The organism is Vibrio sp. D431a, from assembly GCF_030248655.1.
In the GTDB taxonomy this organism is placed as follows: Bacteria; Pseudomonadota; Gammaproteobacteria; order Enterobacterales; family Vibrionaceae; genus Vibrio; species Vibrio alginolyticus.
In genome coordinates this window covers 46,404-70,922 of the sequence record NZ_JAHGAP010000009.1, presented here as the reverse complement: position 1 = coordinate 70,922, position 24,519 = coordinate 46,404, and the positions used below count along the sequence as shown (strand labels likewise).

26 protein-coding genes are annotated in these 24,519 nt (G+C 44.3%); 13 read left to right on the top strand and 13 right to left on the bottom strand.

Going from position 1 to position 24,519, the window contains the following annotated elements; translation table 11 throughout:
• Positions 1 to 720 precede the first annotated feature (720 nt).
• The 11 genes from KJB35_RS06580 to KJB35_RS06530 all read right to left on the bottom strand — a co-directional run bounded on the left by KJB35_RS06580 (position 721) and on the right by KJB35_RS06530 (position 9,228).
• Positions 721 to 1,170, bottom strand: coding sequence for a nuclear transport factor 2 family protein (locus KJB35_RS06580; RefSeq protein ID WP_005377826.1), 450 nt, complete (start codon positions 1,168 to 1,170; stop codon positions 721 to 723).
• A gap of 128 nt (positions 1,171 to 1,298) precedes the next feature.
• Positions 1,299 to 1,688 (bottom strand): lysozyme inhibitor LprI family protein, encoded by a 390-nt coding sequence (locus KJB35_RS06575; RefSeq protein ID WP_017820912.1) that lies wholly within the window; start codon positions 1,686 to 1,688, stop codon positions 1,299 to 1,301.
• 405 nt (positions 1,689 to 2,093) lie between these two features.
• A complete protein-coding gene (locus tag KJB35_RS06570) occupies positions 2,094 to 2,345 on the bottom strand; it encodes a TIGR03643 family protein (RefSeq protein WP_005377824.1) in 252 nt (83 codons plus the stop codon).
• 98 nt (positions 2,346 to 2,443) lie between these two features.
• The gene (locus tag KJB35_RS06565; protein ID WP_017633971.1) at positions 2,444 to 2,944 is read right to left on the bottom strand and encodes a GNAT family N-acetyltransferase; all 501 of its coding nucleotides are present in this window, start codon (positions 2,942 to 2,944) and stop codon (positions 2,444 to 2,446) included.
• A gap of 150 nt (positions 2,945 to 3,094) precedes the next feature.
• Positions 3,095 to 3,475, bottom strand: a complete 381-nt coding sequence (locus tag KJB35_RS06560; RefSeq protein ID WP_285356849.1) for a hypothetical protein — start codon at positions 3,473 to 3,475, stop codon at positions 3,095 to 3,097.
• Between the two features lie 153 nt (positions 3,476 to 3,628).
• Positions 3,629 to 4,033 carry a DUF1801 domain-containing protein gene (locus KJB35_RS06555; RefSeq protein WP_213968905.1) on the bottom strand — a complete coding sequence of 135 codons (405 nt, stop codon included), beginning with the start codon at positions 4,031 to 4,033 and terminating at the stop codon, positions 3,629 to 3,631.
• 141 nt (positions 4,034 to 4,174) lie between these two features.
• Complete coding sequence (locus tag KJB35_RS06550; RefSeq protein ID WP_005377819.1) at positions 4,175 to 4,507, bottom strand: YnfA family protein; 333 nt, start codon at positions 4,505 to 4,507, stop codon at positions 4,175 to 4,177.
• Between the two features lie 64 nt (positions 4,508 to 4,571).
• Positions 4,572 to 5,039 (bottom strand): Sbal_3080 family lipoprotein, encoded by a 468-nt coding sequence (locus tag KJB35_RS06545; RefSeq protein ID WP_005385757.1) that lies wholly within the window; start codon positions 5,037 to 5,039, stop codon positions 4,572 to 4,574.
• Positions 5,040 to 5,457: 418 nt separating this feature from the next.
• Positions 5,458 to 6,141, bottom strand: a complete 684-nt coding sequence (locus tag KJB35_RS06540; RefSeq protein WP_186584308.1) for a DUF4336 domain-containing protein — start codon at positions 6,139 to 6,141, stop codon at positions 5,458 to 5,460.
• 249 nt (positions 6,142 to 6,390) lie between these two features.
• Entirely contained in the window at positions 6,391 to 7,866 is a 1,476-nt protein-coding gene (locus tag KJB35_RS06535) for a Na+/H+ antiporter NhaC family protein (RefSeq protein ID WP_005377816.1), read from the bottom strand.
• Positions 7,867 to 7,884: 18 nt separating this feature from the next.
• Positions 7,885 to 9,228: a glutamine synthetase family protein gene (locus KJB35_RS06530; RefSeq protein WP_017820915.1), complete on the bottom strand. Its 1,344-nt coding sequence runs from the start codon at positions 9,226 to 9,228 to the stop codon at positions 7,885 to 7,887.
• A gap of 340 nt (positions 9,229 to 9,568) precedes the next feature.
• Between KJB35_RS06530 and KJB35_RS06525 the strand changes: the two genes are divergently transcribed.
• From KJB35_RS06525 to KJB35_RS06485, 9 genes are all read left to right on the top strand, one after another.
• Complete coding sequence (locus KJB35_RS06525; protein ID WP_005377814.1) at positions 9,569 to 10,315, top strand: gamma-glutamyl-gamma-aminobutyrate hydrolase family protein; 747 nt, start codon at positions 9,569 to 9,571, stop codon at positions 10,313 to 10,315.
• 18 nt (positions 10,316 to 10,333) lie between these two features.
• Complete coding sequence (puuR, locus tag KJB35_RS06520) at positions 10,334 to 10,891, top strand: HTH-type transcriptional regulator PuuR (RefSeq protein ID WP_005377813.1); 558 nt, start codon at positions 10,334 to 10,336, stop codon at positions 10,889 to 10,891.
• Between the two features lie 35 nt (positions 10,892 to 10,926).
• Positions 10,927 to 12,411: an aldehyde dehydrogenase gene (locus tag KJB35_RS06515; protein ID WP_186584306.1), complete on the top strand. Its 1,485-nt coding sequence runs from the start codon at positions 10,927 to 10,929 to the stop codon at positions 12,409 to 12,411.
• Between the two features lie 37 nt (positions 12,412 to 12,448).
• Complete coding sequence (locus KJB35_RS06510) at positions 12,449 to 13,726, top strand: FAD-binding oxidoreductase (protein WP_054574096.1); 1,278 nt, start codon at positions 12,449 to 12,451, stop codon at positions 13,724 to 13,726.
• 17 nt (positions 13,727 to 13,743) lie between these two features.
• Positions 13,744 to 14,610, top strand: coding sequence for an N-carbamoylputrescine amidase (aguB, locus tag KJB35_RS06505; protein ID WP_033905196.1), 867 nt, complete (start codon positions 13,744 to 13,746; stop codon positions 14,608 to 14,610).
• Between the two features lie 12 nt (positions 14,611 to 14,622).
• The gene (aguA, locus tag KJB35_RS06500; RefSeq protein ID WP_017633979.1) at positions 14,623 to 15,705 is read left to right on the top strand and encodes an agmatine deiminase; all 1,083 of its coding nucleotides are present in this window, start codon (positions 14,623 to 14,625) and stop codon (positions 15,703 to 15,705) included.
• A gap of 54 nt (positions 15,706 to 15,759) precedes the next feature.
• The gene (locus tag KJB35_RS06495) at positions 15,760 to 17,187 is read left to right on the top strand and encodes an NAD-dependent succinate-semialdehyde dehydrogenase (protein ID WP_017633980.1); all 1,428 of its coding nucleotides are present in this window, start codon (positions 15,760 to 15,762) and stop codon (positions 17,185 to 17,187) included.
• Between the two features lie 14 nt (positions 17,188 to 17,201).
• Positions 17,202 to 18,473: a 4-aminobutyrate--2-oxoglutarate transaminase gene (gabT, locus tag KJB35_RS06490; protein ID WP_025766730.1), complete on the top strand. Its 1,272-nt coding sequence runs from the start codon at positions 17,202 to 17,204 to the stop codon at positions 18,471 to 18,473.
• Positions 18,474 to 18,992: 519 nt separating this feature from the next.
• Positions 18,993 to 20,315 (top strand): EAL domain-containing protein, encoded by a 1,323-nt coding sequence (locus KJB35_RS06485; protein ID WP_080276911.1) that lies wholly within the window; start codon positions 18,993 to 18,995, stop codon positions 20,313 to 20,315.
• Between the two features lie 43 nt (positions 20,316 to 20,358).
• On the opposite strand, the gene KJB35_RS06480 is transcribed toward KJB35_RS06485, so the two are convergent.
• Positions 20,359 to 21,243 carry a DMT family transporter gene (locus KJB35_RS06480; protein WP_213907937.1) on the bottom strand — a complete coding sequence of 295 codons (885 nt, stop codon included), beginning with the start codon at positions 21,241 to 21,243 and terminating at the stop codon, positions 20,359 to 20,361.
• A 110-nt stretch (positions 21,244 to 21,353) separates the two neighbouring features.
• Between KJB35_RS06480 and KJB35_RS06475 the strand changes: the two genes are divergently transcribed.
• From KJB35_RS06475 to KJB35_RS06460, 4 genes are all read left to right on the top strand, one after another.
• Positions 21,354 to 21,836 carry a MarR family winged helix-turn-helix transcriptional regulator gene (locus tag KJB35_RS06475; RefSeq protein ID WP_005377802.1) on the top strand — a complete coding sequence of 161 codons (483 nt, stop codon included), beginning with the start codon at positions 21,354 to 21,356 and terminating at the stop codon, positions 21,834 to 21,836.
• Positions 21,837 to 21,859: 23 nt separating this feature from the next.
• Positions 21,860 to 22,213: an MmcQ/YjbR family DNA-binding protein gene (locus tag KJB35_RS06470; protein ID WP_017633985.1), complete on the top strand. Its 354-nt coding sequence runs from the start codon at positions 21,860 to 21,862 to the stop codon at positions 22,211 to 22,213.
• A 119-nt stretch (positions 22,214 to 22,332) separates the two neighbouring features.
• Positions 22,333 to 22,767 carry a DUF962 domain-containing protein gene (locus tag KJB35_RS06465; RefSeq protein ID WP_005377800.1) on the top strand — a complete coding sequence of 145 codons (435 nt, stop codon included), beginning with the start codon at positions 22,333 to 22,335 and terminating at the stop codon, positions 22,765 to 22,767.
• Between the two features lie 202 nt (positions 22,768 to 22,969).
• The gene (locus KJB35_RS06460) at positions 22,970 to 23,281 is read left to right on the top strand and encodes a hypothetical protein (RefSeq protein ID WP_005377799.1); all 312 of its coding nucleotides are present in this window, start codon (positions 22,970 to 22,972) and stop codon (positions 23,279 to 23,281) included.
• A gap of 146 nt (positions 23,282 to 23,427) precedes the next feature.
• Here KJB35_RS06460 and KJB35_RS06455 read toward each other — a convergent pair whose 3' ends face one another.
• Complete coding sequence (locus tag KJB35_RS06455; RefSeq protein WP_054577886.1) at positions 23,428 to 24,519, bottom strand: hypothetical protein; 1,092 nt, start codon at positions 24,517 to 24,519, stop codon at positions 23,428 to 23,430.

Genomic DNA, 24,519 nt, shown 5'->3' with positions numbered 1-24,519 from the left:
CTTAAGTACTGTATTAATCAAATACATTAATAGCCATAATATTTAAGCCAGCCTATAGGGCATATCATTCCATTAAAGGTTTGAATGTTCTTATCCAAGCTAACGTCTTCCAATTTGTAACAGTGAACAACATTACTAGTCGAAGTAGATGCTGGTGTTGAATACGTTACAGGTTTAGAAGCGTTTGCTTTATGTATTTCATGTGCTCGCTGCTGGTCTATCGCCACTTGATTCTTATGATTGTTAACTTCTCGCAATCCAGATTCTAGGGGTAGGTGCCAATCCTTACATGTTGTTCCTAAACCATCATTCTGAGACTGATATTCTGATAACGCTACACGAGCTTCATTTACAGACTGATCGATATCGGACTGATCGACTAGCCAAGTAGAAAAAGAATAGTTAATGGCCTCTCGATAGGTTTGATAATACGTTTTCAGGTATAGGCTGTAGCTGGCTTTGCGTAGACTGGCAAGCGGTTAGAAGAAAAGGGACAGGGAGTAGTTTTAGAAAAAATTTTTGGTTCATTTTAATCTTAAAATTAATGCAATCTTTTTCATTATCATAATACAGGACGATTGAAGAAAGTAGCATTTCTATCAGTAAGGGAATGTGGCTAACGCACTGATAAGGTGTGAGCAAAGTGATATCAAAGCCCTCAACACACCTTAACTACGAATACTACCGCATAACAAAGATGCTATGCGGTAGCGGTAGTATTCAGGCTTGAACAGTTTGTCGCACGTTGCTCTCGCCTGACAGCACGGAAATTCTCTCAAAATCTCGACTCGGGAAGTCAGGATCTACGTACACAAACATACGACTTATCATTTTTCCTTCAAACTCAAATACACTACAAAAACGCCCTGTGGAAACTTTGTTGTCCGGCCAAGAGGTACCATCACTCATTACGCCGCCTTCCTGTCCTTCAACAATCACCTTGTTTCCAGCAGTCGTTATTTGAAAGCCGTCTATGTCGTGCCAGATACTAATCAACGAGCTACCAATCCTATTGCCAAACTCCACTAAGGCACTCTTTCCTTTCGCTTGCCCAAATTTAGGAAAGAAAAAATCAACATCCTCTGAGAATAGATCCAGATAGCTAGGATCACCGGCATCTATTTTCTCGAAATACTTAACTACTAGCCCAACTAAATCGTCTTTTTCCATACTTATTTCACACCCATATAAGCTTTACGCATAACCTGAACGCTTGCATCTTAAACACAGAGTACATTTAAACTGAAATTGCCAAGAGTTGCGAATCTTATTGAAGTGCTTTGTTAGATGTAATCCGTTTAGCCTACGTATACACCATTGAAGTACTCGACGCGTTCTAACGTCATTCTTAACTTACATTCTTCAATCTGGACACCTTGCCAGGGTGAGGGCGTAGAAGACAGGCCCGTAAACTCACATTCGGCGTCTCTGTATTTTAGCCAAGCTCTTTGGGCCTTTCGAAATGGCTCTACCAGTTCGGTCTGAGACCATGTTTCCCTTAGTGCTTTTTCTTCCTCACCTATTCTAGCGATTGCTTCCTTGTAACTTTCGTTAAGCTCTTTATCTGCAGATTCCATTTTCTTTTCTACACACTGATAACCAGCCATAACGCCACCGCCTTTTACTTTGCAGGGATCTTCAACATCATCAGAGGCCAAGCAAGGTAAAGAAACCAACGCAAATATCATAAGTAATTTGTTCAAAATTGCCTCCAAGCTCCGAGTGCTTGTTAAACCGTTATCAGCTATTTTTCCTTTTTAATCATGCAGCTTTTTGTCTGTGCCTTCAAAGATAAAATAGAAGGTTAGTGATTCTAGTGCCTAAACAGAAGGTCAAAGAAGATTGATACACGGGTTAAATGACGCCGTAATCTGAGTTATTTTTAGTGGGCGTTTTGTGTCAATCTTTTCTGTGGAATCATTAGTTTGATGGCGTCTGAGGATGTTAAGATGACTCCCATTGAATTTATTATCGCCCTGAAACACCTAGGTTGAATTAAGTGGTGACTATTCCCCTCCAATCATGGAGTTGATTCAAAGGTAGGGCGATAAATGTTGCGATTCGTAATAAAAATTTATGCCAAGTGCAGTTCGCTATCGCGGCTTATATTGAGTTGGGCAATAACCTCTAATGATGTCTGAGTTTCGTAGCTTGTTGTGTTTCGTATTGCGCCCCGAAACCCTTTTACGCCACAATTTAAAGCTACTTGATTTGAGCCGGCTACGCATAAACTGAATCACGTCGGATTCATTCAAACCAAATTGGAATTCGATAGCCTCAAATGGGGTGCGGTCTTCCCATGCCATTTCTATTATTCTTGACTCAGTTTCCGAGGTCAGTTTCATTTCAAATAACCTATTTTAGAAAAGAGATTTCTACGACGGAAATTGAGTCTTGGTTCAAATGTTCTTATATGCGTGCTTAGTGTTTAGCGACTTAACACCTACAAAAACTTCTCAATGAGGACTTCGTCTACGTATTTCCCACGAACTTTTGCATGCTTCTTCGCGGTCCCTACGATTTCGAAGCCTTGTTTGAGATAGGCTGATAACGCTCGCTCATTATCGCTGCGAACGTACGCAAATAGTTTTTCGTAACCCTTTTGTTTGGCTACTTCGAATGTCGATTTGAAAAGCTGTTTAGACACACCTTGGCCACGAGCACCGTCACTAACAAACGTACCAATTATGCCAACATGGTCAAAAGCTTTTGTATATTGTGCAAAGGGCTCGATATTTTGGAAACCAATGACTTGTGAGCTATTTTCGGATAAAGCCACTGTAAACACGCCCCGTTCTGGGAAATGAGTAATGAACTCTTTTTCTTCTTCAGGTGTGAAAGGCGTATCTAATACAGTGTATAAACCTTCAATAATGATGGGATTGAGGACGTTTGTAATGCCTTCAGCATCACCTAAAGTTACCTGACGTACAATTAAATTCATGCCACTTAGCTCCTATTAAAATTAGGGCTGTTTTGTACATGAGTTGGAGACTTGCGGCAACAAGTAACGTCATTAAGTCGTAAAGAATATACCTATTACACTTAAACGGCGGTTAATAGTGCTGATTGTTACTTTAGTATTTCTGATATATCACTTTTTAAGTGACGGCTTAACTTCTACAGAATATTTCCACATCACGATCCCATTTTCTACAAGATCATAACTCGCGCTTTGACCCTCGGAGTTGAGTACAAATACCGGCATTTCCATCCTTGACGTAGCGCCGTCTCGGTTGCATGACATGGTAGCTTCAAGCTGTATGCTATTTTTGCTCGGTTCTGAAAGGGTTCCTAAGTACGTGCAGCCGTCGACAAAACTGGTTTTGCTTTTTCCTTTAGAGGATATTTCAAAAGTCGGAAAAATGAATGTTGATTGAGGCTCTGTTACTACCACATTTACTTGATAGTTCGTCGCTGAAAAAGTATTGAAATGAGCTCCAAGCATAAGTAAGAACAAGATTTTTGATTTCATAAACTCTTCTTTATTTCGATATTACTAGTTTGGTTACGGCGCTATTAACGTGACCACTTAATCTAAAACTTTACTGCGTAAGCATTAAAAAGGATACAAAGGTAGAGTAGTTGAATATGGTTAATCGGCCGTAAATAGTTTTATTAAGCGATCTTACATACCTAAAAGAGGTAAGTTCTTTCGCTTTTGATAGGTTAATGCTAATTCTAAACAGGTCTTGATTGAAGCTTCTGGCAAAGGATCGGATAAAGATAGAATTATTGCTCGATTACCCTGAAACTCAAGTGAGTCACTATACAGTTCGTGGAATGTGTCGACGAGCTTAGTTTGGCAATTAAAGAACAGATAATAACGACTAGGCGTTTTCTGTTTCCAATCCATCCTTACCGGGCTACCTGTTTTCACACTGTAGCTTGGCTCTCCCCATTTTAGAGATTCTTCAACTTCCCCCAGTTTTAATTCAGAAGCGATAGTTAAGACTATATTTCGTAGCTCTTCTATCCGAATACGCACATGTTTTGGATACTCATCAAATCTTGCCTTCACTGCATGGTTCATTGGTATCTCCTATAAATAGCGCTGTTTTGGGGTGAAGCCCAAGCATACTTTGGCTATGTAGCAATTACGTCATAATGTTATTAATCAATAAATCTAGCACATAGCCAAAATACTAAGCGTAAGGGTTTCCCTCGGTTACGTTTAGGATGCTCTGGGTGAAAACATGATGATTGACATGCCAAGCATAGCGACAGAAACCCCCACTATGTCCCAGAGCGTTGGTCGAACGCCGTCGATACACCACAACCATAGAATTGCGACAAAAATATAGACACCACCGTAAGCGGCATAAACTCTGCCAGTTGCGGTAGGATGTAAAGATAGAAGCCAAGCAAACATAGCAAGGCATAGCGCTGCTGGTACCAAAAGCCAAACTGACTTATCTTCCTTTAACCAGAGATAAGGTAAGTAGCAGCCTAATATTTCTGCAATGGCGGTTATAAAGAAAAGCCCAATGGTTTTGACTTCAGTCACTTAAACATTCCTATCTTTCTCTACAAATATATGATGCTTGTTAAATGGGCAATTGTTCGGCTCATTACATTTCGCCCAGCTTAATCTTGGATTGAGCCTCACTCACGGTTTGTTTACCGAATAACAGATCCATCATCGAAATGATTCGTTTGTTGTCTTTACCCCATTTATCTGGATTCGCGCTGTTTGGTGCTTTAAATTCAACTTGTCCTACTTTTTCGTTATTTTTGTAGGCTTTGATCTGAGCATCAGCGATAAATGTTCTAAAATCCCAGCTCCAGCGTGATACGTAAGTAAGTGTTAGCTCAGAGCTAACAGGAGGCGTGCCGTCGCTTACGACTGTGCATTTATGGGCGGTATCCAAACACCAGTCTTGCATCGAATCTAAGAAAACATCTCGCGTGGCGTTGTCTTTTACGATGGTGATTTCCTTGCTCTGATTTTCTTTCGAGATTGTTTCTACCGTATACTTTGGTGCCGCACATGCAGCTAATAGAATAGGCAAGCTTAGAATGATGAGTTTTTTGTGCATCTTATGTCTCTTTTTTTTAAATTTATATATTCAAACAACTTCAAGATACTGAGTTCAACGAGAATAACTAACAAGCATGGCAACTGTTATTAACAAAACCTTTAGAGTAGAAGGGTTTGTTTCGGGAGTATGCCAATGTCTCGATGCAAAATAATTAGTAAGAGATTGCTATTGCGTTATGTTAACTCTTGAACTTATGTCCGTATCAATGTCCAGAATTCTTCGCATTGAAGTTTTTGAAGTGCAATTCTAACGGAATTTTAAATTGCTGCATAATGCTCAATTAAGAGGAATAGGGGAGCTTATCGTTAAACATAACGTGTAGTGCTGTAAATTCGTCCCTAAGACTAAGCTAAAAGGGCCTAATGTTTTAAAATAGCTTCTTGTCTATTCTGTTGTGTGAGTTTTCAATGTTGTCTCATACTAGCCACTTAAAAGAGCGCTGTAAGAACTCGTCTGCATTATCAAGGACGATTTCACCGTGAGCCATAACCAATATATTAGGTTTCCAAGACAGCAATTTATTTAAGTGTTTTCGAGCCTCTTGTTTGCTAAACATAAAACTTAGGCGCCAATCCAAAGGCATTTTTCCATTCGGAGCAAGAATACCGGCCCCTTTAGCCACAAACCGCTGCCAGTAGTTAAAGTCCTGGCCAGAAAAATTCTCGACGAGGTCAGTAACAATTAAGGTCTTTGAAAGTCGATGATAAAACACACACTCTTCCATTAATGGAGAGCCAGAAAATAGTTCTTGTTCAACCTCAGAGTTCCAAGCATTACCGCCTTGGTTAAGTGAAGCGTGAAAGTGTATATCACGGCACTTCTTAATGACTTCATCTGTGCCATAAACTTCTGCGCTAGGATAGGCAAATACCCATTCAGATAAGAACAAGTGGTGTAAATGATTAGGAGCGATTAAGTATTTCACTTGGCCTAGATTGTTGATTTGCTCTCTAATCGAATTTGATAACTTAATTGGACTATGAACCCAAAGGCCACCATCAGAAAGCCTAACAATAGTCATACGAGTGGTGTATGGGAGTCCTAAGAATTGGACGGGATCTCCGTCAAATATCCATATCTCATGGGCTAACTTTTTCATGTCTCTCCAACCGTTAACACTGTATTAAGGCGGCATTTAAGTTACTCAAAAGCTGCCTTGCTGCACAATAAACGCTTCGCTAAGCGTAAACCAAAAATATTAGGTTTACCAAACCCTTATTGAGTGCAGATGTATATCTTTGAGTGTTTTTATACTGAACGGACGTAAAGTCGTTTTAAGAGGATCATTTGACTTGATAGAACAAAACCCCGCTATTTTTGAGCAGGGCTTTGCAATTAGATAAAGGGGCTAACCGATGATGAAGAAGAAAATCGCGGTTGCAACAATACCAATCAACGCATAAGGAAACTGTGTGGTTGCGTGTTGCATTGCTGTACAGCCTGAACCTTGTGCAGATAACACGGTTGAGTCACTAAAGAAACAAGAGTGGCTCCCTGCCGCTGATGCTGAAAGCAGCGCTGCAACGGTTAAGTGTAGAGGCACACCAAGCTGTTCGCCCAAAGGTAGAACAATTGGCATCGCTACTGCAAACGTTCCCCAAGACGATGCCGTTGCAAATACCAACGCGCCCGTAATCATAAAGATAATCGCAGGGAAGTAAGACGCTGACAGGTAAGGGCTGACGGTCTCAATGACATACTGCGTGACGCCCAATGAGTCGTTGACCGATTTCAACATGAAACCACCAATAACGGTCGCAAGCGGCAGTAGCATAACCTTAATGCCATCATAAACAGCTTCGAACATGTCGTTCATCGAGATCAGTTTTTGTGCGCCGTAAAAGCTAATAGTAAAGATTAACGCGACGAAAACACCAGCAAGTAGATCGATACCAAAATACCAACTTGCGGCAACAAGTACGATCATTGGTAACAAGAAGTTGACAAGGCCCATGGTTGGGTTGGTATGTGCAGAGACATCGGGACCAAAGTCGACATCTGTTGCACCGTCTGGACGAACTTGACCATTCTTCGCACGCTTCTCTGCCTTTTTCATCGCGCCTAGATCTGGGATCTTTTCCATTGCAACCAGCAAAACAATCACCAGCGTTACCCAGCCGTAAGCCATGTATGGAATAGCTTCAATGTATGCTTTGATACCATCTCCCGCTTCTGCTACTCCGTTTGCTTCTAGCAAAGAACTGAAGAAAATTGCCCAAGTGGAAATTGGTACGAGGATACAGATAGGTGCGGCGGTTGAATCCACAAGATATGAGAGTTTTTCACGCGAGATTTGGTAGCCGTCCGTAACTTTTTTCATTGAGGAAGAAATTGCAATCGCATTCAAATAATCGTCGATAAAGATCAGAATACCTAAAGCAAAGGTCATCAGCATCGATTGCTTACGGCTTTTTACTTTCGTGACTAGCATGTCGGAGAAGCTTAAGATACTGCCGCCTTTCTCCAAAATAGCAATTAGGCCGCCCATCAAACCACAAACTAGGATGATCCAGGCAATAGTTTCATCCATCATCACACTCATGGAAATATCAACAATCTGTTCTACCGCTTCAGTTGGGTTAAGCAGAAGAACACCGGCAATAGCGCCGCTAAAGAGGGCTTCCACAGTTCGGTGTGTTGTCAGCGCAAAGACCAATACCAACGCCGTTGGTAAAAGACTCATCCATCCGTAGGCTTCGCCTTCCTCATGGTTCAAACCGATTGTGGTAAAAAAGACAAACGTCGCAACCGAGATTAAAGAAACAATAATGTGTTGAGAGTTGATTTTAAGAGGCGCATCCAGCGCCTTGGTCTGCGTAGTCATAAAGTTCATTTCCTTTGTTTATGCCGAGTGCAACATCCAGTCGATTTCCAATGGAGTAATCGCTCGCTCAAATTCTGCGAGTTCACTCTGTTTGCAAGCTAGATACAAATCGATAAAGTCTCTTGAGATGTATTGAGCCAGCTCACTGTGCTCCAGTCGCTCTAGAGCTTCTGACATACGCAGAGGTAACTCAATTGCATCATCACTGAGAGTCGGTGGACATTGATCTTTGGTGTAGCTTTCACTCGCTAATACTGCGGAAAGTACTACTGCAGCGAGAATGTATGGGTTAACGTCAGCGCCTGCTATACGATGCTCTATACGGCGATTTTTGCTATCGCTGATAGGCACACGCAACGCAACACCGCGGTGGTTTTCTCCCCAATCGGCTTTGGTTGGGACGTAAGCGCCAGGAACAAAGCGACGGTAAGAGTTAACGTTAGGACAGATTAGGGCCATGGCATCGGATGTTTGTGACAGCATCGCTGCCATGGTTTGATAGAAGAAGGCGCTCGCTTGACCGTCTGGTTGGCTAAAGTGGTTGTTACCATCTGTATCAACCAAGCTGAGGTGAATGTGCATGCCATTACCCGCTTGCTCACTAAAAGGTTTCGCCATAAATGTGGCGTCAAATCCGTGCTGATGAGCGACCTGGCGAATCAAGCGTTTTGCGATGATGATTTCATCACATGCTCGAAGTACATCTTTAGAATGGTTGAAGTTGATTTCGAACTGCCCTGGTGCCGATTCAGATAGGGCTCCGGAAGTGTTTAAACCTTGTTCTAATGCAATTCGATTAAGGTCGGCCAAGAAATCAGCGTAGTCATCTAGTCCATCAAGGTCGTAAACCTCGGTATCTTTTTCTCGAGTTTTTTTCGTGGGGTTAATTGCCGTTAATGGTTCGCCATTTTCGCCGCGGGTTTTGTCTATTAAATAGAACTCCAGCTCGAGCGCGACGCAAGGATATTGGTCTTTAGCATGCAGTGTTTGCAATATAGAAGCGAGAATGTTTCGGATGAACAGTGGGTTAGGGTGCTGCCCGGTTTCATCCATCATACTAAGCAGTAGCTGACCAACTTGTTCTTTTGCCGTCGGCATTAAGGTGCCGCTGATTGGATAGCAGAGATTATCTGGTTCTCCGAGATCTTCTCCCAACCCTGCTGTTTCAACGACGTTACCTTTGGTATCTAGGGTGATGGTCGAAAGGGGGAGGGCAACACCTTTATTCAGTTTTTCTAGAGCATCTATCGGGATGCGTTTTCCTCTTGGGGTGGCATTTATATCGGTAAAGATGAGATCGATAAATTCAATATCGGGCCATTTTTGTTTAAAATTTTGTACTTCCTGTAGATACGATTCCATTTTCTTCTCCAAATAGCCTGACGAGTAGAAATTAGAAATAACCAAATTAACAAATAAATTACAGTACTCTGAGCGAGTTGTTTGTTTTTTAGGTTATTTTTAATTTAAACATGCACTTACACTGTGTTTTTGATGTTTAACGGCTGGTTCTTATGTCTTTCTGTTAACTATTTTGTAACAGTTGGTTTTGTTTTGTTCAATATAATGAGCATAAATATTCAGTTTTGAAGCCTAAAAAGTGCGTCAGATCACGTTGTGACGATAATAATGGTCATCTGTGTTGATAATTTTGTACATGGTTTGTAGGGTTTGTGTTAAATAAATTGAACATGGACATATCATGGCAGATACACACAAACCCATCATTGGTGTGGTTAGCTGCGCTAAAGAGTTGGGTGGCTATCAGATACAAGCGGTCAACGACTTTTACCTTCGCGCCATAAAGGATTTTGGAGGGCTACCGATTATGTTGGCTCCCGACATGTCGGGCGATGACGTAACCACCATCCTAGACATATGTGATGGTTTTCTTTTTCCTGGCAGCCACTCTAACGTTGCGCCACATCGATACAATGCAACGCACGAAGAGAGCTACAAAGATGAAGCTCGTGATGAGCTCTCATTCACGTTAATTCGTCATGCGGTTGACCAAAACATTCCGTGCCTTGGTATTTGCCGTGGCTTTCAAGAGATGAATGTCGCACTTGGTGGCTCGTTAAACCCAGCCGTTCATGACTCCGGCTTCAATGACCATCGTGAAGCGCCTGTTGAAGATTTCGAACAAAAATACGCGCCAGCACACGCTGTACTAGTTCAAAAGCAGAGCTTATTTGAACAATGGCTGGTGCAAAATCATTGGGAAAATACCACCTTCTTTGAAGTGAACACACTACACAACCAAGGCGTCGATCAGCTTGCTCCTCTATTACAAGTAGAAGCTAAAGCCCCGGATGGCTTGGTAGAAGCATTTAGTCTTCCTAATCAAAAATTTTTCGTTGGCGTGCAGTGGCACCCAGAATGGGAAGCAAAAACCAATCATTTCTCTCAAATTTTGTTCAATGAATTTATGATGGCTACCTCTCGTTAAACGTTTGGAGCTGTATGAATGGACAATCAAGAGATTGGTAAAAATATTGTTCAGTTACGAAAAAAACATGGATTGTCACAAAGGGAACTAGCCGAGCGCGCTGGTATTACCCACAGTGCAATCTCATCCATTGAAAATGGCAAAGTGAGCCCGTCGGTCAGCTCACTACAAAAAATCGTTAATGTATTTTCTTTATCGTTATCAGAGTTTTTCACTTTTGAACAACCTTCGAACGATGAAGTGAAAGTAGTCATCAAGCCGTCAGATCTTGTGGAAATCGGGAGCGAGACGGTGTCCATGAAACTGGTAACGAATGGCGACAAAGATCAAGTCATCGGATTCTTGATCGAGGAATACGCACCTTATGGAACCACTGGTGCGGCAGAAATCAAACACGAAGGCGAAGAGATTGGCACCGTATTAGAGGGTGAAATCACTCTGGAATATAAAGGGCAATCTCATGTCATAACAGCGGGCGAGTCGTACATTATTGATACGACGAAGCCCCATCGATTTACTAATCACACAGACAAGGCTTGTCGAATGATAAGTGCGCATACGCCAACCACATTTTAGTGGGGGCTTGCCTTGTGTGATCACAAGGAGAGCGTATGAAAACCCAAGAGCAATGGATTGAACTAAAAAACAATCTAAACATCGAAAACAGGGCGTACATTAACGGTGAATACAGTGCCGCTTTAACAGGGCAAACCATCCCGGTAGTTAACCCAGCAACAGATGAGATATTCACCGAAATCGCCCGTTGCCAAAATGAAGATGTTGATCTCGCGGTTTCATACGCTCGCCAAGCATTTCAATCCGGTCAGTGGAGCGAGAGCAGCCCAGCTCATCGCAAAGCAGTGCTTAAACAGTTTGCTGACTTGATTGATCAAAACCAAGAAGAATTGGCTCTGCTAGAAACGCTTGATACCGGTAAGCCTATCTCTCACAGCTTCTCTACCGATATTCCTGGCGCGGCGAGTGCATTACGCTGGTACGCAGAAGCAATCGACAAAGTATACGGCGAAGTTGCCCCAACCGAAAAAGATGTACACGCTTTTATTTCTCATCAACCAATTGGTGTGGTTGCTGCGGTTGTACCGTGGAACTTCCCCCTTTGGCTTGCGTGCTGGAAGCTTGGTCCTGCTTTAGCCGCTGGTAACAGCGTGATTCTAAAACCGTCAGAAAAATCTTCTCTCACCGCGATATTTCTAGGTCAACTTGCTTCTCAAGCGGGCTTACCAACAGGCGTTTTCCAAGTCATTACGGGTTTTGGTCATGAAGCTGGCGACGCGCTGGCGAAACACCAAGACGTAGACTGCATCGCCTTCACAGGCTCGACGCGCATTGCAGGTCAACTGATGGTCAGATCGGGTGAGAGCAACCTAAAGCGTGTGTTTGCAGAAGCGGGCGGCAAGAACGCGAACATCGTGTTTGAAGATTGTGATGATTTAGACCGCGCAGCAGCAGACACCGCTGCAGGGTGTTTTTACAACCAAGGTGAGGTGTGCGTCGCGGCAACCCGCCTGCTTGTTCACGAAAGCATCAAAGAGCAGTTTATAGAAAAAGTTATTCAAGCGTCGAAAGCGTTCACGCCAAAAGACCCAATGGACCCAAGTTCATCAATGGGTGCGCTCATCGACCAAGATCATAAATCAAAAGTATTGGAATACATCTCGTTAGGTGAATCAGAAGGTGCAAACGTACGTTGTGGCGGCGATGTCGATGGGCAGGGCGCATTTGTTTCCCCAACCATTTTAGACAACGTCGACAACAAGATGCGTGTCGCCCAAGAGGAAATTTTTGGTCCGGTGCTGTGTGTCATTCCATTCAAAGACGAAGCGCAAGCAATCGAGATCGCTAACGATTCGAAGTACGGCTTAGGCGCGGCACTCTGGAGTAGCAATATCAACCGCGTTCATCGCGTAGCAAAACGACTGCAAGCCGGCTCGGTTTGGGTTAACAACTACAACGAAGGTGACATGACGGTTCCATTTGGTGGATTCAAAATGAGTGGAAACGGTCGAGACAAGTCTCTCCACGCGATTGAAAAATTCACCGAAACCAAAACCACTTGGATTCGCCTCCATCCTTAAGCCTGCTGACGATTACGATAAATAAAGGAATAGTTCTATGAACAAGCATACGGATTCGTTCTACGCGCACTCTGTGCCAAACATGCCGGAATACCCACAGTTGCAAAACGACATCGAGTGCGATGTGTGTGTAGTCGGTGCGGGATTTTCTGGTCTTTCTTCTGCACTACACCTTGCAGAAAAAGGTTTTAAAGTTGTTGTGCTAGAAAGCGCAAAAGTGGGCTTTGGGGCAACTGGTCGTAACGGCGGCCAAATCGTTAATAGCTACAGCCGAGATGTTGACGTGATTGAAAGCCGTTACGACCAAAACCAAGCTAAAGCTCTGTGCGATATGATTTTTGAAGGCGGCGATATCATCCGTGGTCTGATCGACAAATACGACATCAACTGTGATTACAAGCAAGGCGGCTTGTTCACGGCACTGAATAGTAAACAACTCAAAGGGCTAGAAGAGCATAAGAAGAACTGGGAGCGTTACGGCAACGACCAACTGACTCTGCTTGACGCAGGAGAAGTAGAACAAGCGGTAGGGACCAAAGTGTACACTGGTGGCTTGTTGGATATGCGCGGTGGTCACATTCACCCGCTTAAACTCGCGTTAGGTGAAGCCGCTGCGTTTATTTCTCTGGGTGGCCAAATCTTTGAGCAGTCGGCGGTCGTGTCGATTGACAAAGGGATTAACCCAGTAGTGAAAACGGCGCAAGGCAGCGTGAAGAGCAAGTACGTGGTTTTGGCAGGTAACGCGTATCTTGGTGGGTTGGCACCAAACATCAGCAACAAAGCGATTCCGTGTGGCACACAAGTGGTGGCGACTCAGCCTTTGAGTGATGAGCAGCTAAAACAAGTGCTGACCAGTGACTACTGCGTTGAAGACTGTAACTACTTGCTTGACTACTTCCGCTTAACCGCCGACAAGCGTTTGTTATTCGGAGGTGGCGTGGTTTACGGCGCACGTGACCCAGAAAACATTGAAGCATTGATTCGTCCGAAGATGGAGAAAGTCTTCCCACAATTGAAAGGCATCAAGATTGATTATACCTGGACGGGTAACTTCTTGCTGACTTACTCACGCATGCCGCAATTTGGCTCGTTTGCAGACAACATTTACTACCTACAAGGCTACAGCGGTCACGGTGTAACGTGTACTCACCTCGCAGGCAAGTTGCTGGCAGAAGCATTGACCGGACACGCTGAACGTTTCGATGCGTTTGCTGCACTGAAACATTACTCCTTCCCAGGTGGCCGCCACTTCCAAATTCCGTTTACGGCAATGGGCGCGGCTTACTACAACCTACGTGACAAACTGGCGATTTAAGAGATAAGGAATATCCAATGAGCAAAGTGGTGAAATTTGCAGCCCTTCAACTGACGAAAAGCTGGGATCTGGAAGATAACCTAGCCAAAGCAAAAAAGGCGATTCGTGAAGCAGCACAAAACGGTGCGAACGTGATTCTTCCGCAAGAGCTGTTCGCTGCGCCTTACTTCTGCAAAAAACAGGAAGCAAAGTATTTCGAGCTTGCAGAAGAAACGGAGAATTGTCGTCTTATTAAAGAGATGAGTGCGTTGGCTAAAGAGCTCGGCGTCGTTATTCCAGTCAGTTACTTTGAAAAAGCGGGCAACACGTTTTTTAACTCGCTAGTGATGATTGATGCCGATGGTACGGTACTAGATAACTACCGCAAGTCACACATTCCTGATGGCCCGGGCTACAGCGAAAAGTACTATTTTAGCCCTGGCGATACCGGTTTCAAAGTGTGGCAAACCAAGTTCGGTAAGTTCGGTGCTGGCATTTGTTGGGACCAATGGTTTCCAGAGCTTGCACGCAGCTTGGCTCTGCACGGCGCGGAAGCGATTTTTTACCCAACTGCAATCGGTTCTGAGCCTCAAGATCCGACACTGGATTCACGTGATCACTGGCAACGTACAATGCAAGGTCACTCGGCAGCAAACCTCGTTCCAGTCATCGCGTCAAACCGAGTTGGTACTGAGGTCGATGATGGTATCGAGACCACGTTCTACGGCTCTTCTTTTATCACTGACCACACTGGTGCAAAAATTGCCGAAGCACCACGTGAAGGTGAAACCATCATTTACGCAGAAATCGATCTCGCTGCGATAGCGAAAGCGCGTCATGCGTGGGGCTTGTTCCGCGACCGTCGTCCAGACCTCTACACCAGCGTTGGCAAGCTAGCTGTTTAAAGAGGCGTTAGTATGAAGTTATCGACAACACCAGCGCAAGATGGCTTCTATTTTCCGGCTGAGTTTCAGCCGGTTAGTGAAGTTTGGCTAGCGTGGCCAGAAAGGAAAGACAATTGGCGTGATGACGCATTACCCGCGCAAGAAACCTTCGCCAGAATCGCGAACTTAATCGCGGAAGTGACCAAAGTGTGTGTGGCGGTGTGCTCGCACAACTTTGACCGAGCGCGTCAAATGCTTCACTCAGATGTACGTTTGGTGGAAATCCCATTTAACGATGCGTGGATGCGAGACATCGGGCCGACCGTGCTTGTTAACCAAGCGGGCGAGCGCCGTGGGATTAGTTGGCAATTCAACGCGTGGGGCGGCGAATACAACGGCCTTTACGACAACTGGCAGCAGGACGATCTTGTCGCTGGTTCGGTGTGCGACATCATCGGTATTGATCATTACCGCGCACCGTTTGTACTTGAAGGTGGGGCGATTCACACCGATGGTGAAGGCACCCTTTACACCACAGAAGAGTGCTTACTTAGTCCGGGGCGAAATCCACAGTTGAGCAAAGCGCAAATTGAAGAGCAGTTAAAGGCGTATCTCGGTATCGAAAAAGTCATTTGGTTGCCAAATGGTTTATTCAATGACGAAACAGACGGCCATGTTGACAACCTGATGCACGTTATCGCTCCGGGTAAGGTGGTACTGAGTTGGACCGATGACCCAAGTGATCCGCAATACGCGTTATCTCGTCAAGCGGAACAAGTACTGAAATCTCAGCACGATGCGAAAGGGCGCAATATTGAAATTGTCCGTTTGCCATTACCGGGTCCGTTGCATTACAGCGAGCGCGAAGCCAATGGCATTGACGCCAGTTCGGGAATGAGTCGACAAGCTGGCGAACGCCTAAGTGCCTCTTATGCGAACTTTCTTATCGTCAACGAGCATGTGTTCTTGCCGATGCTGGACGAAGAGACCGACGCTATGGCGATCGATATTTTGCAAAACGCGATGCCGGAATACCAAATCATCGCGATACCGTCGAGAGAGGTTCTACTCGGCGGAGGGAACATTCACTGTATTACGCAGCAGATCCCTGCTTAAACATGAACTCGCCGCTGGCTTAGCGGCGATGATGAGTTGTCAAAAGGAATGACCATGCAACAGATACAAAACCAAAGCCTTGTTTCGTTTATGGTAGCGAATCCACAACAGGGCATTGCAGTGACTAATCCGGCGACCGGAGAACTCCTCGGGTACGCACCAGTTTCAACCGAAAACGACATTTTAAATGGCATTGAACGTGCCAGTGTGGCGCAGAAAGAGTGGGCGGCACTGCCAGCAAAAATGCGTGCTGGCATGCTCAATCGTTGGTTCCAACTCCTGTTAGAAAACAAAGCCGACCTTGGCCGTTTGATGACGTTAGAGCAAGGTAAGCCGCTAGCGGAAGCTCAAGGTGAAGTGCTTTACGGCGCGAGCTTTATCGAATGGTTTGCTGAAGAAGCGAAGCGTACCTACGGTGAGACGATTCCTGCGCCAAGTGCGGACAAGCGTTTGGTGACCATCAAACAGCCAATTGGTGTCGCCTGTGCGATTACACCTTGGAACTTCCCAATTGCGATGATCACGCGCAAAGCAGGGCCAGCTTTAGCAGCAGGCTGTAGCTTTGTGGTAAAACCATCTGAATCTACGCCGCTGTCTGCGTTTGCGGTTGCAGAGCTTGCCTATCAAGCGGGTATCCCACGCGATGTGCTGCAAGTGGTATTGGGGGAAAACTCCCGTCAGGTCGGTGCTATCTTCACTTCACACCCGTTGATTCGTAAGTTGTCTTTCACTGGCTCTACTCAAGTCGGTAGCGTGCTGATGCAGCAAAGCGCGGCTGACATCAAACGTACATCAATGGAGCTCGGTGGCAACGCGCCATTTATCGTATTCGATGATGCGGATATTGATGCAGCTGTGGCAGGCGCGATGGCGTCGAAATTCCGTAACGCAGGTCAAACGTGTGTTTGTGCGAACCGTTTCTATGTACACAGCAAAGTGTATGACGAATTCGTTGCTAAGTTTGACGCTGCGGTTCAGCAGCTCAAAGTTGGTAACGGATTGGAAGAGGGGGTCAACATTGGTCCAGTGATCAGCGAGTCAGCGAAGCAAGGCATTCAGACGCTTATTGATGGTGCTATCGAGCAAGGCGCGAAGCCGGTTTCAGAGCTTAAAAAGCTCGATGGTCTATTTATGCAGCCAGTGGTTCTCAAAGACGTTACTCACGACATGAAGATTGTTTCCGAGGAAATCTTTGGCCCTGTCGCGCCAGTGATTCGTTTTGACAGCGACGAACAGCTAGTCGAAATGGCGAACGACACCATCTACGGTCTCGCGTCGTACTTCTACAGCCAAAACATTCACCGTGTTTGGAAAATCGCAGAAGCGCTCGAATACGGCATGGTCGGCATTAACGAAGGTATGATCTCTACTGAAGTGGCTCCTTTCGGTGGTGTTAAGCAGTCCGGTATCGGACGTGAAGGTGCAAAACAAGGTATCGATGAATACATGGACGTGAAATATCTCTGCTTTGGCGGCAACTAATTAAGGACAAAACAATGACAAACCAACAACTACACGAAAGAAGAAGCCAAGTTATCGCTCAAGGTATGGGCGCACTGTACCCACTTTACGTCGAGAAAGCAGAAAACGCTTACGTATGGGATATTGAAGGCAATAAATACATCGACTTTGCAGCGGGCATCGCGGTAACTAACACCGGGCATTCTCACAAGCGCATTAGCGAAGCGGTAAAAGCTCAGCTGGACAATTTCTCACACACGTGTGCGATGGTTACGCCATACGCGTCATTCGTAGAGCTGGCTGAAAAGCTGACAGAACTTGCACCGGGTGAGACTAAGAAGAAAGCGATCTTTCTAACCACTGGCGCCGAGGCGGTCGAAAACGCAGTGAAAGTAGCGCGCGCTCATACTGGTCGTAGCGGCGTGATAGCGTTCAAAGGCGGCTTTCACGGTCGCACAAATATGACGATGGGGTTAACCGGTAAAGTAGCGCCGTACAAAGCAGGTTTTGGTCCTTTCCCGAATGAAATCTACCACGCGCCGTACCCAAATGCGTTCCACGGCATCAGCATTGAGCAAAGCTTACAAGCGATCGACGACCTATTTGCGTGCGATATTGAACCTTCACGCGTTGCGGCGATCATCTTCGAGCCAGTACAAGGCGAGGGCGGCTTCTACAAAGCACCTGAAGCGTTTGCACAAGGCTTGCGTCAGCTGTGTGATAAGCACGGTATTATGCTGATTGCCGATGAAATCCAAACGGGTTTTGCTCGTACCGGTAAAATGTTTGCAACAGAATACCTAGGCATTGAACCTGACCTAATGACAATGGCGAAAGGCATTGCTGGTGGTTTCCCAATCTCAGCGGTAGTTGGGAAAGCGGATGTGATGGATTCTGCACTACCTGGTGGTTTAGGTGGCACTTATGCGGGCTCGCCACTTGGCTGTGTTGCTGGTCTTGAAGTACTGAAAATTATCGAAGAAGAAGACTTGTGTGCTAAAGCAATGGGTATCGGTGAAGTGGTCAATGCTCGTATGACAAAACTGCAACAGTCAGTGCCTGCTATCGGTGAAATCCGTACTACAGGTGCGATGATGGCGATTGAATTTACTGATCCTGAAACGGGTGAGCCGCTACAAGAGATGACCAAAGCGGTGATTTCTAAAGCGCAAGAAAATGGTCTGATTTTGCTTTCTTGTGGGGTAAAAGCGAACGTGATTCGCTTGTTGCCGCCGCTAACCATTGAGCCTGAAGTGCTTAGTGAAGGTTTAGATAAGTTGGAAAAAGTGATTCTTGAAGTGGCGTAATTCACGCGCTTTTAAATAGCAATAACAAATCAAGGAAGCGGTTGGTATCAATCGTTTCCTTTTTGTTTTTTAGCGTATCTGCTGCCTATCTAAAAAGTATTGCTCAAGCTCCAAGTCGTCACTTTTATTACGGATGACTTAACAATTGGGCTCGTTCTTACTTTCCACTTAGTCGCTACTTTGTTCTCCTCGAATGTGGTTTGGTGCTCACATTCTAAATCCCGACATCTGAAAGCCACTTGAGTCTATAATTTTATTGAGCGTCATTCCTCACTTTTTGGACTATAAAAATGAGATAGTATTCATATCCCACTTAGGTTGCTTGACAGATTAGCAGGACGAACTTTGATAACAAAGAATACAAGGTATGCCATTTTACTCGGCTTAGTTCCCATCGCCATATTTGTAGTGGCCTTTCATTCGATAACCAACTTTTACGTCAACTCGGTAAAAGCGTCGAAAATAGATGCTTACGTAGATTATTTAAATCAAAGGTCTGCCTATTTGGACGGAGCAATAGTGAAGCAGATTGCTCAGTTAGATTTTACTTGTAGTGATAGTGATGTAAGAACTTTACGCGACCCACGTTTTTATAACCGTTACATTCGTTTTATTGCGATGACCACAGAAGGCGGAAAAACGTGTTCCACGGTTGGTAGTGAAGTGTCTCGCCCATCTAGTAGTGAACGATTTCAGATGGATGAAAACTTTTTCGCATCACTTATTTTGCCGCAACAGAATGACCAAATAGAGTGGATGGTCATTTATGATAATGAACACGTTGAAGTCTTCTGGGTACTTGATAACAGTTGGGTTAACGAGGTAATAAAAACGCCTTGCAAAGACTGCCTATTTGTAGAGTTTAAGTATGATGAACCAATATTTGGTGATTTAACGATAAGCCGTGGCAAAGCGAATATTGCAGGAGAAGAAAACGCACTGTCAAAAGAGTTTTTCTTTTCAGGAGATTCTCAAGCCAACATGCTCATAAAGATATACAGCGGTGAAAAACTTAAACATTATGCTCAGGAAAGAGTACTTTTGTGGGGCGGTCTTGTAAGTGTGCTTGCTGGTCTTGTGACTGCCTTTGCATACATATCTGGTAAAAGCTTGAGAAAATCCATTACAGGTCTAATTGAAAATGGGATTAGTAATACAGAATTTATTCCTTACTACCAGGCGATTGTCGATAGTCGCGATGGTAAGACAGTAGGATATGAAGCTCTGATTCGATGGTCGCGACGTGATGGAATGGTGCCACCAAATATGTTTATTGGTGCTGCAGAAGAAAGTGGCCTGATTATCCCGATGACCAATCAGCTCATTCGTAAAATCATACAAGACTTAAGTGACTTGCCCGAGCATACGTGGGTCAGCATCAATATTGTTTCCTCCCATTTAGAGTCAGGCGTATTAACGAAGTTGCTGTCGGAGTTAAATTGGCCAATCTCGAATAGAATTCATTTTGAGTTGACCGAGAGAATACCAGTAAAAGACACTGAGGCCGCGAAAAAAGAGATTTTGTATTTAACGAATAAAGGCTACAAGTTCAAAATTGACGATTTTGGTACCGGATATGGTGGCTTTTCTTACCTACAAGATTTGGGCATCCGGTGTGTAAAAGTGGATAAGATGTTCATTGATCCAATAGGATCTGACGATCAAAAGTTGAAAGTGCTGGACTCAATTGTGTCTGCAGCGAACAAAGCGGAATGTGAGATGATTGCAGAAGGTGTAGAGAGCCAGGCTCAAGTCGAATATCTGGCTCAGCATGCGATTTACCTTATTCAAGGTTATGTTTACGCTAAACCAGAGCCCCTGACTAACCTTGCAAGCGCTTAACAGCCATAACGTCATAACATCCCGCTTTAAAGGTGCCAGTTTCCTAGGTTAGCGCGGCTCTTTTCGTTTTGATTGACGTAATGAGCTGAGGTAGTAATGACATTACGATCATTCCTAGCATTAAGCTGTATTGCAGAGGAGTGAACGTTTCCCCCAATAGCAGTAGGCCCGAAACAATGCCTGCGACTGGGTTTGCAATACCACCAAAGGTAAAATCTACGACCGACATCCGCTGTAATAACCATACATACATGCCATACCCTAATGCGGTGTTCAGAATAATTACCCAAAGTAACCCTAGAATATTCGTCATGGATACGTCCTGAACGACAGTAACATATGGCTCTGGATTGTTTATCGCCAGCACACTTGTTGCGATAGACATAATCACGCCACCCAAAATGAGCTGCCATGTTAACACTGTCCACCAGTGCATTTTTGTACCTAGTGACTTTGTTACGCTACTTCCTATCACGATGCACATAATGGCGGAGATCATCGCAAGTAATCCCACGGGGTCGAGAGAAATAGAGCTAGGATCAAATAAGAACCAAGCTAAAGCAATCAAAGTTGCGCCGCTTATAGCTTGGATGCCACTAGGCTGGCGTTTGTAGACCGCCCAACCAAACAGCATCGCAAAAACGGGGACCGAAACCATACCAACACCAGAGATGGCAGAAGGAAGCGTCAACGCCATGACAAAAATGAGACCAAAGAAGCAAGCGATGTTGATGGTTCCTAAAACAAGCAGCACCTTCCACTCACTTCTTTTCGGAAACGACGGCTTTATTGCCAGCAACAAAAGACCCGCAGGCAGTGCCCTTAGAGCGCCAAGTAAAACGGGAGGCCAATCCGGTAGAGTTAACTGAGTAACAGCGTAAGTCGTCCCCCAAAAAAAGGCAGGAATCATCGCAAGTAAAATGTTCATGTTAAATATCTTTATGTAGAGATAATTAAATGTAACGATATCGGTAAGGTGGCTTTTTGTAAAGTATCTTTATGTTAAAATAAAAAATATATGATGTTTGGAGAGAAATAATGGATGCAATTGATAGAGTGGTAGAGCAGTGGGCTAGGGAGAAGCCAGACCTCGACACTGAACCGATGGCAATAATGGGTCGACTAATGCGAATTGCAAAACACATGGAATCTAGGGTCGCCGAGCTACATAAGAAGTACGATCTGAAAATGGGTGAATTTGATGTGTTAGCGACACTGCGTCGAGCTGGTTCACCATATTGTCTTACTCCCTCAGCGTTAATAGAGTCGATGATGCTCACTTCGGGTGCGATGACTAATCGCTTAGATAAACTAGAGAAGAAAGGGTTTATCACCAGAACCCATAGTAAAGAAGACCGACGTAGCGTCACCGTTGAACTAACAGGGCAAGGCTTAACCTTAATTGACAAGCTAATTTTGGAGCATGTAGACGTTCAGCAATCGTTATTGCATGGTTTAGAAGGCAATGAAAAAGAGCAGGTTAACCAGGCGTTAAAATTGCTATTGCCACAATTTGAATGAGAACGCAGAAGGAGGCAGGGGATATGAAAAGCAAAGAACTAGAACAATACTTAAGTACCTTCATGTGTGCAGAAAGCGATTTCCCATTTGGGCCTGAAGCGCTTGTATACAAAATCAAAGGCAAGATGTTTGCCATCATTGCAGAGAGAAACGGTCGGGAGTATGTCAGCGTAAAAGTAAAACCAGAAGATGGAGAAGTCTTAACGTCGCAGTTTACGGATATTATCCCGGGTTATCACTTAAATAAGCGTCATTGGATAACGGTTTATTTTAACGGTGATGTCGAGGATGGGTTGATTCAAGACTTGTGTGAACGCTCTTATGCTCTTGTCGTTGCCAAGCTGCCGAAAGCACAACGAGCGTTGCTTGGTGAGTAATCGGCAACGCACTGGCCTCTGTTGTTTTGTCGCTCGTTGCTCGTAGCCTTTACGGAAAAATTCGCACCTTTTTCATCCTCGGGCTATATAAGAATAAGAAGGTGGAAAAGGGGAATGATATGCGAGCATTATCTGAATGGCTAAAAGAATACGGGGAGAGTCACCAAAACCCTATCAACCAAAAGATTCACACAATCGCAGTTCCAGGTATTTACCTTTCTGTGGTTGGACTTATTTGGTCGATTCCCCAGATTTCATTATTAGGCTTCGAACTTAATTGGGTTTGGGTAGCGGTGATCCCCACTTGGGTTTTCTATTTTCGTTTGTCTCTGAGCGTATTCATGATGATGATCGGCTACACATTAGCGTGCATTGGCCTTATTTGGTCTCTAGAGGTATTGATGTTGCCCGTTCTGCATATTTCTATGCTCTTGTTTGGTGTATTGTGGATATTGCAATTTATCGGTCACAAGATTGAAGGTAAAAAACCGTCGTTTTTTGAGGATTTACAGTTTCTACTCATCGGCCCGATTTGGGTGTTCAGAAAACACTAGCGATAAGCAAAATCACGCATCATCCGAATTACACAAGACATATAACGTTCAGAGATTATGTAGCTCTTACTACAGAATACCTCACCTTCTTATTGCCACGACAAGCATTCACTTTAGATACGCACTATGATTAAAGAGGTGCCAACGCACTTTACGCTATCGAGATACTTAAACTTACGGCAAGTTTACTTTAGGGGGATGAATGTACGACCGACAATATAAATATGCCTATTGGAGAGAAGAGCGTAAAAAAGGCAAATGGCACTATATATTAAAGTCCTTCTTTATGATTTGTTGTGCATTACTGCTTGGTAAAGTCATCGGTTTGTTCATTTTTGGAGAGCTGCATTCTTTAAGCGACATTTGGGAACAACTCCCTGCGGATGTTTTTATTATGATGCTCGTGGGCTTCCCAATTAGTGTCCTTGGTTGGTACCACGAAGAGTCAAAGTTTTTCCGGGCACTGCGACGCAAAGAAAAGCGGTTAAAAGGCAATCAAAACAAACCGAAATAGAGTAACCTTTGTCTCTGTTTGGATTGCCACTTACCTATCTGATCGATTCTATCCCTTCCAGTCGTTTAGCGTTTAGTTACGTGTTGCAAAAAGCCTTCTTAATACAACAGCCCCCAGTGTTGTGGAAATTGGTACTGTAAGAAACATTAAAAAACGAAGTTGAGCATTAGCGTATAAAGGCTCGCACTGTCATCCTTTGGGGCTGATGAAAACGCGCCAGAGCTATTATTGTAGGCGTTGAACCTTTGCCATTCTGCATTCAGGGAAACGTTGTAATCTAGGTCATATCTCAACCCGAGTAAGAAACTGTCTCCACTTTTTTTATCCCGACTATTAAACTGCTGACCGTAAACAATATAAGGAGTCAGCTTGTTTACATTATAACTTGTTGTCGCGTACCAAGATGAGGAAAGATTGCTGGTCTGTCCTTCTGCCATAATCACAATGTTATCGAGCTCGTATCTTAACCCTAGAGAAAACAGATCGATCGTGTTGTTTTTTTCTGTTTCAACTAGACGGTCAATGATTGTGGTTCCGCCACCGGGAGTGGACTGCTCAATGTTAGAGAGCGTCGTTGTTTGATCATAATCGCCGTGGAGGTAGGAAAAATTCCAACGATAGCTCTCTCCGCTTAGCGTTAAGTTCATCCCTGCAGTGTTGTTTGACTCAATTTCCAATTCAGTACGTTCATTGATGGTTACGTCACTATTGTCTTTAAACCCGACAAACGGCATGGCGGTAAGTACGACTTGCTCATTAAGGTCATGAATCCAGCGTGCAGATAGGCCGTTATAAGCCGTGATACCTAGAATGCTGTCATATACCTCATTCGGTGGGCGGGCTTGGGTAAAAGCGTGACCGACATAGTTGTACTCAGACATCAAAAACAGTGGCAGTCTTAAGCGTCCTCCTCTTATTTCTATGTTTTTATAGGTATAAGCCAAATACGCCCACTCGAGCTGAGGCGAGCTCCAATGGTCTTGCGGGCGCTTTACGACTTGTGCGGATGCCCGAAATGCCTTGTGAAAATAATCGAGCTGCATGCCGAAAGTGGTATCGCAATCGAAACAAGATTCATCGCCAATAAAGCGGTTAACTAGTACCGTAGTTGGGTTATCGGATTTTGCCCACGAAGTAGAGCCAAAACCACTTAAAGAAAGTTGTTCTGTTAGTTCAATCGTGGCTGAGCTCGGAAAGGTCGCGATACTCAGCGATAACATGGTTAAATATTTTTTCAT